General features: G+C 57.4%; 11 protein-coding genes. 4 read left to right on the top strand and 7 right to left on the bottom strand.

Annotated elements, in window-relative coordinates:
- Positions 1–53: 53 nt before the first annotated feature.
- Positions 54–2,573, bottom strand: a complete 2,520-nt coding sequence (locus tag NHH03_RS19615; protein WP_253158800.1) for a UvrD-helicase domain-containing protein — start codon at positions 2,571–2,573, stop codon at positions 54–56.
- Positions 2,570–5,470, bottom strand: a complete 2,901-nt coding sequence (locus NHH03_RS19610) for a PD-(D/E)XK nuclease family protein (protein WP_253158798.1) — start codon at positions 5,468–5,470, stop codon at positions 2,570–2,572. Before NHH03_RS19610 ends, NHH03_RS19615 begins: the two co-directional genes overlap by 4 nt.
- Before the next feature lie 369 nt (positions 5,471–5,839).
- On the opposite strand from NHH03_RS19610, the gene NHH03_RS19605 reads away from it, so the two are divergent.
- The gene (locus NHH03_RS19605) at positions 5,840–7,996 is read left to right on the top strand and encodes a pilus assembly protein N-terminal domain-containing protein (RefSeq protein WP_253158796.1); all 2,157 of its coding nucleotides are present in this window, start codon (positions 5,840–5,842) and stop codon (positions 7,994–7,996) included.
- 77 nt (positions 7,997–8,073) lie between these two features.
- Positions 8,074–9,396: a hypothetical protein gene (locus NHH03_RS19600; protein ID WP_253158794.1), complete on the top strand. Its 1,323-nt coding sequence runs from the start codon at positions 8,074–8,076 to the stop codon at positions 9,394–9,396.
- An 89-nt stretch (positions 9,397–9,485) separates the two neighbouring features.
- On the opposite strand, the gene NHH03_RS19595 is transcribed toward NHH03_RS19600, so the two are convergent.
- On the bottom strand, positions 9,486–9,896 hold the full coding sequence (locus NHH03_RS19595; protein WP_253158792.1) for a GYF domain-containing protein: 411 nt from the start codon (positions 9,894–9,896) through the stop codon (positions 9,486–9,488).
- Between the two features lie 324 nt (positions 9,897–10,220).
- On the opposite strand from NHH03_RS19595, the gene nrdR reads away from it, so the two are divergent.
- Entirely contained in the window at positions 10,221–10,688 is a 468-nt protein-coding gene (gene nrdR, locus NHH03_RS19590; protein ID WP_253158790.1) for a transcriptional regulator NrdR, read from the top strand.
- An 82-nt stretch (positions 10,689–10,770) separates the two neighbouring features.
- Here the strand turns inward: nrdR and NHH03_RS19585 are convergent, their stop codons facing one another.
- The 4 genes from NHH03_RS19585 to NHH03_RS19570 form a co-directional block, all read right to left on the bottom strand.
- Entirely contained in the window at positions 10,771–12,174 is a 1,404-nt protein-coding gene (locus NHH03_RS19585; RefSeq protein ID WP_253158788.1) for an EF-hand domain-containing protein, read from the bottom strand.
- 117 nt (positions 12,175–12,291) lie between these two features.
- Positions 12,292–13,584, bottom strand: a complete 1,293-nt coding sequence (gene tyrS / locus NHH03_RS19580) for a tyrosine--tRNA ligase (RefSeq protein ID WP_253158787.1) — start codon at positions 13,582–13,584, stop codon at positions 12,292–12,294.
- Complete coding sequence (gene ispD / locus NHH03_RS19575; protein WP_315861472.1) at positions 13,566–14,288, bottom strand: 2-C-methyl-D-erythritol 4-phosphate cytidylyltransferase; 723 nt, start codon at positions 14,286–14,288, stop codon at positions 13,566–13,568. Before ispD ends, tyrS begins: the two co-directional genes overlap by 19 nt.
- A 13-nt stretch (positions 14,289–14,301) precedes the next feature.
- Positions 14,302–15,462 carry a Gfo/Idh/MocA family protein gene (locus NHH03_RS19570; RefSeq protein ID WP_253158785.1) on the bottom strand — a complete coding sequence of 387 codons (1,161 nt, stop codon included), beginning with the start codon at positions 15,460–15,462 and terminating at the stop codon, positions 14,302–14,304.
- Between the two features lie 242 nt (positions 15,463–15,704).
- On the opposite strand from NHH03_RS19570, the gene NHH03_RS19565 reads away from it, so the two are divergent.
- On the top strand, positions 15,705–16,328 hold the full coding sequence (locus NHH03_RS19565; protein ID WP_253158783.1) for a hypothetical protein: 624 nt from the start codon (positions 15,705–15,707) through the stop codon (positions 16,326–16,328).
- Positions 16,329–16,340 lie beyond the last annotated feature (12 nt).

Below are 16,340 nucleotides of genomic sequence, written 5' to 3'. Positions count from 1 at the left end.
AGAATGAGTGAGAGATCAAGAAATCAGATTGCGGCTTTGTCGCATCGTGCCGTTCAAGCGAACCAATTCGGATTGCCTGTTTCAAACAGGACCGTTTCTCCGGCCGCCAAATCGGTTTCGTTGCCCAATGCCGCATGGATTAATGCAGACGATTTTTTGTCGTCTGGTTTGCAGGGTTGGACAACGAGATACAACGCTTGGCGAGCCCGTGTGATGGCGACGTACAACAAACACATGGACTCGGTCATCTTCGACGCCGCATCGGCACCAAAGGCGGCTCGCCATTGGGGATCAAAAAAGTGCCACGCTTCGCCGCTTAGGAATCGCGACGCTGCCGTCGGCGGTTCGCTTAGTTTAGGGGAATCGGCGATGCACAGTGGTGGTTGACCCGACAGTCGCCCATCGAGTTCGGGCAAAAAGACCGCATCAAACTCTAGCCCTTTGGATTGGTGCACCGTCATCACACGGACAGCGGCCGCCTGGGGGCGCTCGACGCGTTTTTCACGAACCATCCGGACGAAATCGCGCAAACGGCCTGTCGCGCCACTTTCATAGGTCGTCGCCAGTTGCACCAATTGTTTCAACCGCGTCGTGTCGCGAGCGTCACAGACCGGGGCGATGAATCCGGCCAGCTGATGCACTGCGCGGGCGATCCCAACTTCCGTCACCAAATCACGCACATAGTCGGCTGACATACCATCGACCTGTGCCAACGGTGAATGATCGACGTGGAATTTCCAGCGACCATCGGCCGGATGTTCGGACATCATCAACGCTGACAAAATCAATTCCACCGCTGCCGAATCGACCAGCGGGTTGCCGCCCTCTTGGCTGACATCGACGCCGAGGTTTTCCAGCAGGTAAATCAGCGTTGCGACGCCTTTGTTGGTTCGCGTCAGCACGCCGATCGAGCGCCGTTTGGCCTGGTGGTGCAGTTCAGCAATCCGCTGCGCTGCCAGTTCGTAACATGCCTGAGCCTTGTCGGCGCTTTCACGACTGTCGACCTTGCGACAGGATTCCATACGAACATATCCCGCCAGCGATTGTTTTTCGGCGATGTGCGTCGGGAAGCGAGCGGAAAAGTTTAGGATCGCTTTTGCCTGGTAGGTGGCTTTGTCGGCGTCATTGCCGTCACTGGCGGCGTCGGTCAGCGCGTGGCGTTTCAGGTTTTTGAAGATGCGATTGACCACATCCATGATCACCGGACTGCTGCGAAAACTCTTGTTTTGCTCGACCGAGTGGACACTGGGAATTTCTTCACTGACGGCTTCAAAGATTTCGGCAACGCCACCTCGCCAACCGTAGATCGCTTGCTTGGTATCACCGACACAAAAGAACGATCGTTTGACGGCTGCATCGGGTTGCGAGACTGGATCGACAGCGATATCGGTCGCACGCATGGCAAACGGTCGCAGGACTTGCCATTGGGCCGGCGAGGTGTCTTGGAATTCATCCAGCAACACGTGGTCGATTGCTCCATCCATTCGCCGCCCAAGTGACTGGTGATCGACACCGGAAAATTGGCGGGCCAGCCGCACGGCGATATCACTAAAACCGAGGGTCCGCAGAGACTGTTTCAATTGCGTGATCTGGCCATCGTACAACGCTAGGACTTGACCGGTCGCTTGGTTTTGGGCAGCCAGTAAGGACAGCGTGTCGCTGCGAACCGCGGCGTAAAGCGCGCCCAGGGCATCATCCAATCCATCCGGCAGGACAGATCGTCCCAGTTTGGTCGTTTCGCCCAGACGTTTAGCTTTGACGTAGTTCTTGATCAACGTTTCTTTGATCAACGCATTGAATTGACGCGTTTCCAAAATCTCCGCCATCGCGTCTAGTTTGGCGCGGACGGTTTTCTGTTTCGGCTCGGACATTCGAAATGTGCCAGCCGCCGCAGTCAACACTTGGTCATCGGGCCGTGTCGGTGAATCGAGTTGGTCCCAAACACTGGGATCGCTTTGCCGTGCGACCGCGTAGGTGCCCGAAACAATTTGAATCAATTCACGAACAATTGATCGTTTCGTTTCCCCTTTGCTAAGCATCGACAGCAACGTGGCGAGTTCGCCTGGATCCAACATGGAAACCACGGCATCGATCGCGCGCTCGCGCAACCAAATCTCTTCGATTTCGTCCGTCAATCGCCAAGCAGGGGGAAGCTGCAATTCGAACGGGAACGATTTGGCCAGCTGGGTAAACAAGCTATCGAGCGTGCAAACCCGCAGCCGATGAATGTTTGCGATCAACTTTTTTAACAGTTGCAAACAGGCATTGCGGGTGAGCGATTCAATTCCGATTTGGCGACGCAGTTCATCCAGTGCCGATGGATTCTCGGGATCGGATGCATTGGCCAATGTGGTCAAGATCCGCTCCAGAATTTCACCCGCGGCTTTGCGAGTGAATGTGGTTGCCAAGATGGTTTCGGGCGCGGCACCTTGAAACAGAATCTGCAACAGCCGCGCCGTCAAACGGTACGTTTTTCCAGTGCCAGCGGAAGCGCGGACCAGCATCGGCGGCAGATTGCCATCCAAAAACAGTTCACTGGCGTCCTGTGGTGGTTGGGCGAGTTCAGTGCTCATACGATTTCCTCCGCTTCCTGGGCGATTCCTTCACGCTCGAGCATTCGGCTGGCAATCCCGGTTTGCAAGATCATTTCATAGTCGTCGTACATCACACGGCCGCTGGTCGGGGCAAAATCACAGGCAAAGATTCGTCGCACACAGTCTTCGATCAATCGCTCGGCTTCCTCCATCAACGGTTCGGTGAAGGTTGCTAGATTGATTTTGGTTTCGTCGTCTTTGTCACTGACGTTGAAATACCCAAGTTGGACTTCCTGGGGTGGGACTTCAATTCCCAGATAGGGAACCATCATCCGGTAGAGAGGCAATTGCAGGTCGATCCAAATTTGTTCGCCCGTTGCGGGGTCTTTGGCCAAGTGCTTCTTTTCCGGTTTATGACCATGGGTTTTGTAGTCCAAGATGGCCCATTGCCCGGTGTTGGTGTTGCGATCGATACGATCAAAGCGGCCTCGAAGACGCATCCGTTTGCCATCGATCGTGATCCCGGCGCCGTCGCTATCTTCGACGGCGGCTTCGGTCGCATGGATTACCCATCCTTGGCTGATACGCAGGGCTTGTTCGGTTGCGACCTTGCGCAGCCGGCGCTCGGCTTGTTTGATTTGCAGTTGGACCGCGGTTTCGGCATGATCGCCATAATTCAACGCGGCGTACTCGGCCAGGTGATGTTTCAACGCAGCGAAAATCCGCTGTTCATCGGTTTCCGATTTGTCATCCGATTCGCCGAAATTCTCGACCGCGCCGTGAATCAAATCCCCAAACTGGTTTGCCGCCAATTCGTTTGCCGAATCGTCGATCGGTTTCAGTTTTAGAACGTGCCGCAAGTAAAACCGATAGGGGCATTCCAGGTAGGATTTGAATGCGGTCACACTCATTGATTGGACCGGGCATTGAGTGACGTGGATTTGCGGGATCGGCAATTCCGTTTTTTCGATCGGGTTGTCCCAGCGATGGGAGAGGCGGTGTTGGGGGCGGTCACCGCTGAGTAGATTGCGGATTCGTCGTGCGAGATCTTGGGGGGGCGCCGCAGCGAGCAATCTGCTGGGCGGTGTCGGTGATCCATCCGCCGCATTCTTGCCGACAATAAATTTAATTTCCTTGCGTGTCGCCAACATCAACTGCATTGCGTAGACGTCGCGAGCGTAGCGGCGATCGTTGTCGGCGATTCGAAGTTTCGTGCGTAGAGCGCCGGGCAGAAACGGATCGCTGGTGACCGCCGAAGGCACAAACGGATGGTTTAAACCGAGCACCACCATTGCTGGAGAATCATCCAACGACAAATCTAGCCAACCGTGGATCGGCAGGTCATCGGGTTGTCGTTGTTGGCCGAAACGCTGGTCTGCTAAACGTCCCGCTACGGTTTCCAGCGCCGAACCGGCTGTGACCGGCAGGTCCAGATGTTGGCTGAGTTTGGCAAAACGCTGGATCAAATCACGTGCGGTGCGCAGCGCCTGGTGCGTGCGCTGTCGATTCGCTGTCGTCGATGATCCAACGGTCCCCTGGATCACTCCGTCATCGTCGACGGGATAGATTGAATCCAGCCACTGCGACAGATTCACACACCATTGTGCAATCGGCCGCGTGACCGGTTGAGTCTTCGAATTCGGTTTTGGGGCGGTCGGCATTAGCGGCGAGAGCCACTGCAGCACATGGTCCTTGAGCGCGATCGCGGCGGGATAGTGCTCGATCGCTTTACTGGGCAGCGGATCGGCCAGGTTGATCGGAAAGTGATTTGCCAACAACTGATCCAGATCCACCAAATAGTCATGTTTGACGAATTCTGGATGAGATGCCAGCATGCGGTGGACGTCGCCGTGACGCACCAGTGCCGCTAACGAACGCCAGGTGGGACGTTGGATGACGGTTGCCGTCAATTCAATCAGGCGTCCGATGGCCGATGCGGAAACGGTCCAGCCGACGTGGCGGTAGGTCGAAAATCCGGCGCCGTCGAGTTGTAATTCTAGCGGGTCGACGTGTGAGCCATCGGTCACACCGATCGCAATTTCGGCCGGCGGATGTTCCGTTGCAAATTCGGTGACGATTTGGGCCACCGCAGCGGTTTGGTCGGCGATGTCGGCTGCCGCGATCAACTGGTCGTCTCGGATCGGCAACTCCCAGTCCGAAAATGACTCCGTCTTCAAGCGTCCCAATTCGTCAAACCGCTGCTGGCTGTCAGACGGCGCCGCGATCAACGCGATCAACTCGCTGTTGACCTGCCAAACGACCTTGGCCAATGATTCGTTTAGGTCACTGGTTCCAATCAATGCGATTGCGCGGTTGCACTGAACCGTTTTGCGCTCGACTGCCCGTCGCCGTTGCACATGCTGGTCGCTCAAACCCGCTTGTTCCAATTCTGACAAATAGTCATCCGCTAGTTCTTGCAGCAGCCTCCACCGCGCGCGTTCGGCATCGGTTTCGCTGATTTCCTGGACCTCCAGAAAAGTCACGTCATGGGTCGCCAGGTCAGCTGACAATCGCCGCAGCGTTCCTGCTAGTTCTAACCAGGGACCCAGCGAATCCGTTTCCGGCAGCACCGGCAGCACTGGCCGTAGACGGTCGGCCGATTGAGCACGCAACACCCGTGCCCAAGCCAACGTTTGCTCGAATTCGATCGCAATCGGGCGTTCAGGTTTGTACAGCGATTCAGCCAAATCGCCAGTCGTCAAAATCTCGGGTGGCGAATAGACCCACTGCTGGGTGGCTGCGGCGCCCGCCAGCAATTCCTCCAGCCGCGCACGCGATTGGGCAGAGGGGAGGACGCACAACCAACCACTCAGATCCAGACGGCCCGAAGCGGCAAAACGATCGCTGAAATAGCGGACAACGGCTGGCAACAGCGGAGTTTCCCAACCCAGAAACACACGTTGACAGATTTGGTCCGCAAAGAGGTCGAAAGACATTGCCAGCTTCTTTCCCAAGGAAATGAATCGGAGTCACCAATAACGGTGCAGTGGGCGACGTAGCCGCGATCGCCCGCCGTTTATCGCCGAACGCAGTGACACGTCTGGTCAAATCGTATCGATTCTACGGAAAACGTGTGACCGGGCACCCGGAACGATCTGCATCCTCGTTTCAGATGTTTCCGTTGCTACAAGCGTTCGAGCCCAGAGAATCGTTAATGTCCCACCAAGACGCATCCGATACGTAGACCATCGGACGTGTAGTGCGCAATTGCTGCAACGTCCGGCGGTGTGCCGAGGGGGGCACATCCCGCGATCGGCCAATCCAAAGTCGATCGAAACCGAATTCACCGGGATCAGGAACGCGGCATGCGTGTAACCAACGCGGAAAAGATGAGCCGAAACGTCGAACGTACGACACGAGTCGCAAAGCGAGCCGTTTTGCTTGCTTTAATCGTGACCACGACGGCAACTGCCAACGGCCAACAACCTGTGGGGCAGCAGGCAGTCAGCCAGCAGGCACCGGCTAGGTTAGAAGTGCCGACAGCGTTGCCGATGCCGTCGTCGACGCCAACCATCGTGCGTCGCACCACCAAACTGACCACGACTCCCGGATCCAGCCCGGTCGCGACGATTCAGTTGACTGCGGGCGAAGCGCCCAGCGTGCGATTGAAAGGCCAATCTGAAGCGATCGGTTTCACGAACATCGGATCCGCCGAAGCCGCTTCAACAGCTGCACCCGATGCTGCTGAGCAAATCGATCCGGCGACGCAGTCCCCGCTGATCGTGAATGAACAACCGGCGTTGATGCAAACGCCACAGGCCGAAGCGGTCGATCGACTGAGTGTGGAAAGCGGCCAATCAAACGCGGTTCCAGCGGTTGAATCCGCGGCCAACGCCTTTGCCCGTCAACGACGCCAAGCCGTTGTGACCTATCAAGGCCATGCACCGAGTCGTGCGGCGCTACCGCCAGTCGGCCAACTCACTGCACCCAGTCCGACCCCATTGGCAATCGCCGATGAATCGGCCACCCCGTTGCCGCGATCGGAAACGCAAGCCGCGACCGCAGCGACATCCCAGCCGATCGAGATGGATCCATCCGAACCGTCAAAGGTGATGCCTGTCACCGATGCACGCGATGGACACGAAACGGTTCAGGAAACACAGCCTATCTTTCTGTCGCTGTCGGATCATTCGGCGGATTCCGAATTCAGCCCTGTGATGGAAGCGGAGCCACCGGTGATGGCTGAGCCAACCGGCGGCGCCACGGTGCATGCGGTCGAGCCCGAAGCCGCAGAGCATGAAATCGCAGAATTCAAACTTGATGACAGCGACCTAAGCGATGACGACCCGGCCATTGGCGCTCCAGAGCCGTTGGCCGCGGTCGACACGCCTGTCCAATTGGCACCTGTGGTGGACTTTAGTCGTCAGGCCGCGCCGGCAACCGTGTCACAACAGGAGTCGGTCGATGACGTGGCCGATTCGAATGGACGTTCGCTGCTTTATAAAGACGTCACACCACCACCAGCTGTCGTCAGCGTTCAAAAAGTCGGTCGCAAACCCATCGCGGTGACCACACCCCCGATTCAGATCGCTCGCAGCGAATCCGACGGAAGCACACCGGATTCCTTCGTGGGCGCGGTCGACCATGACCCGTCGTCGTCGCCGGTGATCAGCGGTTTGTCCGATTCAATCGAGTTTGAATCCGCCGAGACAACGAATCACACACCGTCTGCTGCCGCGGGTTACACCGCGGGGCTGCAAGACACCTTTGCCGAACCGGCCGGCCAAGCCATGCATGCACCGTCGCAATTGCCGATGTTGCCTGCGGCACCACCGGAGATCACGGACAACGAAGGGACCTATGGCCAACTGTCTGACCAAATGGTCGACGGAAGCACAGGCGGGCGAACGGCACCGCAGTTTGATCAACCGATCATCGATGCGACCCATCGTCGCGCAGAATCCGGCACCCAAGCCAGTTTGGCGTCCAGCCAGCACAATCGGACACGATACGAAACGCCACTGGCGGATCATTCGATCGTCCAGGCTGCCGAAGAACCGGAAGAGCCGAAGCAGCCGGCAACATTGCAACTGTCTCGCGCACAAGTGCGTGCGATGACCATCGGTGGCCGCTTGCGTCGTGTCAGCATCGCTAACAAGGATGTCTGCCAAGCGTTTGCGTCGGGCCCCAATCAAATCAAATTGATCGGCACTGGGCTGGGCAAAACCACGTTGACCATCTGGGCGGACATCGCACCGGGTGAGCCGACGCGGATGCAAAGCTTCGCGATTGATGTTAGCGATGGTGTTAACGCAACCGGCGACAAAGTGTCCGAGCACACCGCGCTACTGAACGATTCCATCGATAAAGCATTCCCGCGAGCCAGTGTTGTTGTTTCGCGGGAAGGTGGGCAGTTGGTCGTGACCGGCCACTGTGATACCGAAACGTCTGCGAAACAAATCATTCGCATGGTTCGAAAAAGTTGCCTGGTCCCCGTACAAGACAACTTGAAAGTCCGCTGACTTTCACCGCGTCCAATCACACTAACCCCTGATCCCTTTGCGGTCTTGTTCCGCACCGATAGTCAACGAGGTTCGACATGAACATCCGTCTGATCCACACCGTCATCCGGCAGCACGCCGCAGGCGCTTTGGCGATCGCAACAGCGGCCGCCGTGACCGTGCTGAGCGGTTCCGCAGCTTCCGCACAACCCGGGTTAGTGAATTCCATGACACCCGGTCAGGCATCGCTCGCGAGCGGTCCGACCGCCGCCGGGGCGAGCTTCGGATTGCCACCGGGAACGCAAATTATTTCGGCTTCGTCCGTGCGAACGGCGGCTGACATTTCACCGCGTGCAATGGCCCCCGGGGCCATCTCACAAGCGATGGGAACTGTCGTCGGCGACGTTTCACAGGCAAACGCTGGCCGCGTCGCTCAAGTCGGCTTTGCCTGCAACAGCTGTAACCAAAGCTCCTGCAACGGTGGCTGCAACAGCTACGGTGGATACGGCGGTGGAGCTTACGCGTCGAACACCTGCGGCGTGCCATGCAATCCCTATCACTATGTGATTGTCGAAGGATTGTTCATGCAACGCGGCGGCGACAGTGACTTCAATTTGTCGCAGAACGTGCCGATGGACGACTTCGACTTTGAATGGGCACCGCGAATCACGATCGGGTCGCTGCCGAACTGTGTCAACGGATACGAGTTCACTTGGGTCGGGCCGCTGGAGTTTGATCGCAGCGTGCTGGCCGTCGATGGAACAGGCAATCTGAACACCCTGTTGTACGATGGAGACGGGAACACGCCGAACGGATTTGACGGCAGCGTGTTGGATCCATTCAGCAACGCGAACGTTCAATACCAAGCCTACACCAGCGAATACTGGAGCGGCGAATTGAACAAAACACTCGTCGGCTGGGACGTCGCAAAGGTGCTGATCGGTGGACGCTACATCAGCATCGAAGAAGACTACTTGCTGGCATCGCAACAGACCGCCGGCAACACCAGTGCCAGCCTTCGTAGCCAGACTGAAAACGCGTTGGTCGGGATTCAAGGTGGGTTGGACTTGTTGTACCCGATTGCACAACACGTCTACACTGATTTTCGTGGCCGTGCCGGTGCCTACGCCAACTTTGCCGAAAGCAATGTTGATCTTCGCAACCAAGGTTCTTCTGTCATCCGACGCAACCGCGACGACACCGAACTAGCGGGTGTGTTCGAAATCGGCGGCGGAATCCGCTACCAAATGGGTGAGATGTTATCGATTCGAGCCGGCGGCGAGATGTGGTACATCACCAACGTTGCCACCGCACCAGACCAAATCAACACCGCGGTGACTAACAACCTTGGTCGAAACATCGACATCGATCAGGGCCTGTTCTACTACGGCGTCAATATCGGTGCTGAACTTCGGTTCTAAGCACCGGTTAAACAAGGGATCACCCAGTAGCCGCCCGATTTGTCCGAGATTGGTTTCAATCAATCTCAGGCAGGTCTCGCGGCTATTTTTTATTTTGAACGCCGGCCGGCGACTTTCTTTTTCAGCCAACTCTGAACACTGTTCTGTTCCGCGGCGGCTTGCGAATCTTGTTCGATGGCGGGAAGGTTGGTCATCTTTTCGGGCTGGATCTGGCGGGCCTCGCCACGGCCTAGATCGCGTAAACAATTTGGGCAGGTCACCGGCGGTTCTGGAATGCGGCGATTGCATGCCGGACAATAATATTGAATGTCACGGCGCTGGGCTGCTTCGAATAAACCGCCGACGTCACCGGCGGGAAACCACGCCGAATCGTCCTTTCGCAACTTCGTTTCCGGCTTGATCTCGCCCTTGCGAACCAGCGACAACAACTCGCTCGGACGCAGTGGCCCGACTTCCGATTGAACGTTGCCTTCCATGCGTTGAAGAAACCAAACTGCCACGGGCCGCGCTCTCCGATCCAAATGCTGTGAGGTCAGGAAATTGATCCGACATCCTAGTGGTGCGTCAACATTTAAAAGTGGGGTAAGCTTCCAGCTTGGGGTCACCACACCGGGCGAATCGCAAGCGGGAAGCTTACGCCACGAATTGACGCTTGACTTGCGTACGACGGGCTTCGATCTCCGCCGTGCACTAAGATTAACGTTTGATGCTCCATTAGTTTAGCAGAAACGAATCGGCAGGAGTCAAAACTCGCGCCCCTTGCATGAATCCATTCTTTGGCCAGATAATGCGCAGCCAGCCAGACCAGCCCCAATCGTTTGCCTATGCGCTGCCCATTTTGCCATCTCGATGAAGACCGTGTTCTGGACACCAGAACCGCTGAAGGCGGCTACATGATCCGCCGCAAGCGTGGTTGCACGAATTGCAACCGGCGGTTTGTCACGGTCGAGAAAATCGAACAGCTGACGGTGCGGGTCGTCAAACGGGATGAGACCCGGGAACCGCTTGAACGCGAGAAAATCCGCCGTGGAATTGAGCGGGCCTGTTCGAAACGGTCTGTCGCCAGCGATCGGATCGAACAGGTCGTGCAGAGCATCGAATCGCAGATCTACAACGAATACGAAGACGAAATCCCCGCCAAGGAAGTCGGTCGGATCGTGATGAGCCATTTGGCCCAGTTGGACGAAGTCGCCTACATTCGCTTTGCTAGCGTCTACCAAGAATTTCACTCAGCCGACGACTTCATCCGCGAAGTCACCGGGCTGACCAAACGCCCGATCGCGACCAAATAGCCGCTGATCGCCGGCTGATCGCGATGACTGTGGCGGCGTCGATGGAGGCTTTCGCGCTCCATTCGGGCCAGATTTTGGTTGGCTACTTTTTGCTCTTCGCCTGCATCCACCAACCGTATTCGTTGACGGTGATCACGCCGTCGCGGTCGGCATCGGCATCGGCGGGGCTCATCAGCATTTTCTCCCACTCTCTGACAGTCAACTTTTCGTCTTTGTTGGTGTCATAGCGGGCGATAATTCGTTGTGCATAGCTAATCATCTTTTCGTCGACTTTGCCGACCGGGCCAGCCGAAGTGCTGGCTGTCGCGGCAGCCGAGTCGCCGTCCGAGCGCGCCGGTGAACCACCGGAGGAGCCGGAAACACCGTTTTCGACGGCTTGGATTGCTTCGTAGGTGGTGATCACGCCGTCGCGGTTGAGATCGGACTGAAAGAACTCCTCAACGACTTCGTCATTCCACTCGCTAGCGAATTCCGCCATCACCACTTGGCCATCGTGGTTGGTGTCCTTTTCCTCAAAAAAACCAGGAAGTCCCTTGGGCAGCTCTTTGCCGCCATCGATGCGATAGGATTTACGTCCGTTGTAGACATCGGGCGGTTCCACCTCGCTTTCACGGTCATCTCGGCTGCGGCGTCGATCGCGATCGTCGCTGCGGCTCGCTTCGGTTGATTCACGTCGCCGGGCGTAGCGAACCGACAGTTCGCCTTCGGTCAAACGCCCGTCTTTATTGCGGTCAAAGTCCATTGGGTTGCCGGAAAATCGGCTGGACAATTCGTTTTTCGTTAGCACACCGTCTTTATTGCGGTCGTAACGACGCAGTGTTTCACCGGCTTGGCGAAGATCGTCATCAGTGACGACCACCGACAGCATTTCCGCTGCGGCACCGAAACCGGACAACATCGGCGCGGTCTCGACTTCCAGTCCAAATCCTGGCACCAACAGTTCAGGGGTCAATCCATCGTCGTCATTGCCGCGACTGTTTGACGAAGAATCACCCCCGCGATCTCCACGCATTTTTTCGAATGCGGACGTCACGCGTTTGATCGAAATGGGTTGCCCCGGTTTGATGCTCGAGTCGATCGATTGCAATCGTTGAATCAAAAACTGTGCGGGACCCTGTTGTTCGTCGGGATCAATCGTGCCGTTGCCGTTGCGATCCAAACGGCTGAGGAAACTGCTGGGGTCAAACCCGCCGCCCGGTCCACCGCGCGATCCGCCACGATCACCGCCGCGAGTACTGCCACGGTCGCCTCCGCCACCACGTTCACCGCCGCCGCCTCGTTCACCACCACCACGTTCGCCGCCGCCTCCGGGAGGCCCGCCGCGAAATCCTCCGCCGGGGAAACCGCCCCCAGGAGGTCCGCCACGCGAGCCGCCGCGGTCTCCCCCACGGTCACCTCCCGGCCCAAATTGAGCCGAAAGCTCGGCGGGCTGGCCCAACGAGAAAACACAAAATGCAGCGAAGAGAGTCGTTTTTAGAGCGTTCATAGTGGTTTAAACCGCAGGGAAACTCGAAGGTTTCGTAAGTTTAGGTTGCCACTTGCAGCGAAAATCACGCTGATTCGACGATTTGGTGGTACGGATGATCTCGACTATACCACTTGTTCAGCCATCCGTCTTGAATCGCAACAGGGCGTAATTCCGCTTGCCTTTTCGCAGCACCATCACGGTTTCGCTGGCGAGGTCGGATTCACCCAGGCGGCGATCCATGTCGGTCAAACGCTCATTATTCAGGTAAACGCCCCCTTCTTTGATGCTCCGCCGAGCTTCGCCGCCACTTTTGGCCAGACCGGCTTGCTGCAGCGCTTCGACGACCCACAGGCCTTCGCCGGCCAATAAATCTCGCGGCAATTCCTGGCTGGGCACGTCGGCAAAAATCTCGTTCAATCCGGCATCGTCGACGTCTTCGATCTCGCCACCAAACAGGATTTTACTGGCTGCCAATGCGGATCGAATCCCGTCGTCGCCATGCACAAACACGGTCATCCATTCGGCCAACCGTTTCTGGGCGGCGCGGCGACCCGGATCAGATTGCGTGGCGTCGGCCAGCGAGTCGTATTCTTGGCGATCGATTTCGGTCAGGTAGGCGATGCAGCGCATCACGTCTTCATCACTGACATTGATCCAGTACTGGTAGAACGCGTAGGGGCTGGTTTGTTGCCGATCCAGCCAGACCGCACCGCGTTCGGTCTTGCCCATTTTTTTCCCGTCGCCGGTGGTCAATAGCGGGGCGGTCAAGCCGAACACTTGCTTGCCCAACATCCGCCGCGACAGATCGATGCCGGCGGTGATGTTCCCCCATTGGTCGCTACCGCCGGCCTGGATCAGACAGCCCTGCTGTTTGGCCAAGTAAACGAAGTCATAGGCTTGCAGCAACATGTAGCTGAACTCGGTGTAACTGAGTCCCGCCTCGCTGCCCAGTCGCGCGCGGACCGATTCTTTCCCCAGCATCGTGCCGACCGGAAAGTTCTTTCCCACGTCACGCAGGAACTCCAGGTAGCTGAACCCCTTCATCCAGTCAAAATTGTTCAGCAAGATCGCTGCGTTTTCACCTTCAAACGACAGGAACTTTCGCATCTGCGATTCGATTCCAGCGACGTTCTGTTGCAATTGTTCGGCCGACAGCAGATTGCGTTCTTCGCTTTTTCCCGTCGGGTCGCCGATCATTCCGGTTGCCCCCCCGACCAACGCGATCGGCCGGTGTCCGGCCAATTGGAAACGTCGCAGCATCATCAACTGCATCAACGATCCGACATGCAACGACGTCGCGGTGGGATCGAATCCGATGTAAACGGTTTGCGGACCTGAGGCGAGCAGTTTTTGCAGGCCGGGTTCGTCGGTGATCTGGTGGATCAGACCGCGCCATCGCAATTCTTCAATCAAATCGTTGTGTTGCATGTGTCCGAATGCTGCTGAGTCGTAAGGATCGCCTCGGCGACGACCAAATCGTTGGGGTGAGTGATTTTGATGTTGTCGGCGCTACCGCCCACCAATGCCACGTTGACACCCATCCGCTGAACAAGTTCAGCGTCATCGGTCGCGGGGCGTCCACGATGTTTTTGATAGGCCTGTCGCAGAATCGACGGGCGAAATACCTGTGGGGTCTGGGCCAGCCAAAGCGTACTGCGATCCACCGTTTGGCACGACACCCCCGAATCATCCGTTTGCTTCACCGTCGCCGTGACGGGCGTCGCCAAGATGGCCGCCCCGGTTTGATCGGCCCGCATCAAGACCGCGTCTAAATCGGCAGCCCGAATCAGCGGACGAGCGGCATCGTGGACGGCAACCAATTCAATGGCGGTATCTCCGTCCAGTTGGTCCAGTCCGTTTCGCACGCTATCGGTGCGCTGGCCACCGCCGGCGACCAATTCGATCCCCAATTCGCCGATTGCCGCGGCAAATTCGTGCTGGAATCGGCTGCGATCTGTCTGCGAGACCGGCATCACCAAACGTGCCACCCGTGGGTGGGCGCGAAAACGATTTGCCGAATGCCACCAGATGGGTTTGCCGCCCAGCAGCGCAAACAGTTTGTTTTGCTCACTACCGAAGCGGCGCCCGCTGCCGGCCGCGGGCAAAATCACGGCAACATTTTTTTCCGGCACTGAACCCGCACCCTTACTTGCGCGCCGCGGCGTGCTTGAGCGGCAACCAGGCAGCATCGTCTTGGCTGCTGGCGACGCATTGTTGAATGAAGTACATGCCTTCGACGCCGTCGAAACAGTTGGTGTAAACCGAATCGCGCCGCTCGATCGCTTCGCCGCTGGCCCGTTTGACCATGTCGTCGAACGCCGCCGCATAGACGTTTGCAAATGCTTCAAAGAACGCTTCGGGGTGTCCCGAGGGCAGGCGGCAGGATCCGGCGGCCAACGGATGCATGTACGGTGCGTTGGGGTCGCGGGTCAAGATCTGGTGGGCTTTACCATTTTGCCGATAGATCAATTCGTTGGGGTTTTCTTGTCGCCAGCGCAACGACCCCTTGGTGCCATCGATTTCGATCTCTAAATCGTTTTCACGACCGTGGCTGATCTGCGACGCGGTGACGGTGCCCAGGCCGCCATTTTCGTAGCGGATCACCGCGGTGCCGTAGTCGTCCAAGCGACGGCCTTCGACAAATGTCTTGAGGTGGCAACTGACTTGGTCGGGCAACAATCCGGTCATGTAGCGGCCCAAATTGTAGGCATGGGTGGCGATGTCGCCGAAGGCACCGGCCACACCGCTTTTGCCCGGATCGGTCCGCCAGGCCGCTTGTTTTTGTTCTTCCGCTTCCAGCGACGTTCGCAGCCAGCCTTGAATGTACTGTGACCGGATCGCGTTGATCTCGCCCAGTTCGCCGCCCAAGATCATTTCGCGAGCTTGGCGGATCAGGGGATAGCCCGTGTAGTTGTGCGAGAGGGCAAACACCACGTCACTGTTTTTGACGGTTTCCAACAACTGTTCGGCTTGCGCCAAATCGTAGGTCATCGGTTTATCACAGACCACGTTGAAACCGGCTTTGACCGCCGCATCGGCGACTTCAAAATGAACGTGGTTGGGGGTCGCGATGCTGACGAAATCGATTCGTTCGTCCGCCGGCAGTTTCAGTTCCGAATCCAGCATCTCCTGATAGCTGGTGTAGGCTCGTGATTCGGCGATCCCGTAGTCGGGCGCGGACGATTTGGCGCGTTCTGGATTGCTGGACAGCGCCCCCGCCGTGACGACAGCCCGATTGTCCAGACAGGCGGCGATTGAATGCACCCGACCGATGAACGATCCTTGCCCTCCTCCAACCAATGCCATGCGAAGTTTTCGATTCAGGGGTGCGTTAATGCCCATGATGGTTTTATTGACCTCGGTGATCCAAAGGGAGACAATTTGAACGTGGGGAGAGAATCTCGTCAGGTCTGCAATCGTAAAGGCGCGCTCGCTGCCCTACAATTCCCCGTGGCGACGCCGGCCTGTTCGGCAACCCATCAACGACCCGTTTCACCTGGGCAATACGCCTGTCCCTCGTCTCATCCGCACGCACGGAGCAGAATTCCATGGAACATGAAACCCACACCACCGCCGATCGACCCGGTCGACGTCGGCCCGTGATCGCGATTTTGGGGGCCGTTACCCTCGCATCGGTCTTCGCCGCCGCCTATTTCGCCGGCCAAGCCCAGGCGCTTCGGCAAACCGCCAGCCAATCCGCGGAGGCTGTCGTTTCGTCGCACAATCCTCTCGGTTTGACAATGCCCACGCTGGACGCGACCGCGGCGGTGAGCAGCGAAAAATTTTCGATGGCGACCGGTCTGGTCAGCGATCGCGCCGAAGGCCTGTTCGTGCTCGACCACAACTCGGGGCTGTTGCAGTGTTCGATCATGTACCCCCGTCTGGGTAAATTTTTGGGCATGTTCACCGTGAATGTCCAAGATGCGTTGGGAACCGGCAAAGGCACCCAGTACATGATGACAGCAGGGCTGGTCGATATGCCCAGCAGCAATAACAATCCTCTCGCGTCGTCAGTCATCTATGTGCTCAATGCATCGACCGGTGCCTATGCGTGTTATTACATTCCGTTTAGTCGCACCATGATGAACTCCAACAAACCCCAGCAGGGCACGCTGGTCTTGCTCGCCACTGGCTCGGCCGATCCGGTTGTTGATCGGAACGCCGGACGCTAATCACTTCACCCA

Origin of the sequence: Stieleria tagensis (genome assembly GCF_024129865.1) — a bacterium.
Classification (GTDB): domain Bacteria; phylum Planctomycetota; class Planctomycetia; order Pirellulales; family Pirellulaceae; genus Stieleria; species Stieleria tagensis.
The sequence above is the reverse complement of the archived record's forward strand: the minus strand, read 5'-3'. Positions and strand labels throughout refer to the sequence as shown.

Coding starts and splice junctions, on each gene's coding strand:
- NHH03_RS19615 (WP_253158800.1), bottom strand. CDS start 2,573: ATGAGCACTGAACTCGCCCAACCACCACAGGACGCCAGTGAACTGTTT.
- NHH03_RS19610 (WP_253158798.1), bottom strand. CDS start 5,470: ATGTCTTTCGACCTCTTTGCGGACCAAATCTGTCAACGTGTGTTTCTG.
- NHH03_RS19605 (WP_253158796.1), top strand. CDS start 5,840: ATGCGTGTAACCAACGCGGAAAAGATGAGCCGAAACGTCGAACGTACG.
- NHH03_RS19600 (WP_253158794.1), top strand. CDS start 8,074: ATGAACATCCGTCTGATCCACACCGTCATCCGGCAGCACGCCGCAGGC.
- nrdR (WP_253158790.1), top strand. CDS start 10,221: ATGCGCTGCCCATTTTGCCATCTCGATGAAGACCGTGTTCTGGACACC.
- NHH03_RS19585 (WP_253158788.1), bottom strand. CDS start 12,174: ATGAACGCTCTAAAAACGACTCTCTTCGCTGCATTTTGTGTTTTCTCG.
- tyrS (WP_253158787.1), bottom strand. CDS start 13,584: ATGCAACACAACGATTTGATTGAAGAATTGCGATGGCGCGGTCTGATC.
- NHH03_RS19570 (WP_253158785.1), bottom strand. CDS start 15,462: ATGGCATTGGTTGGAGGAGGGCAAGGATCGTTCATCGGTCGGGTGCAT.
- NHH03_RS19565 (WP_253158783.1), top strand. CDS start 15,705: ATGGAACATGAAACCCACACCACCGCCGATCGACCCGGTCGACGTCGG.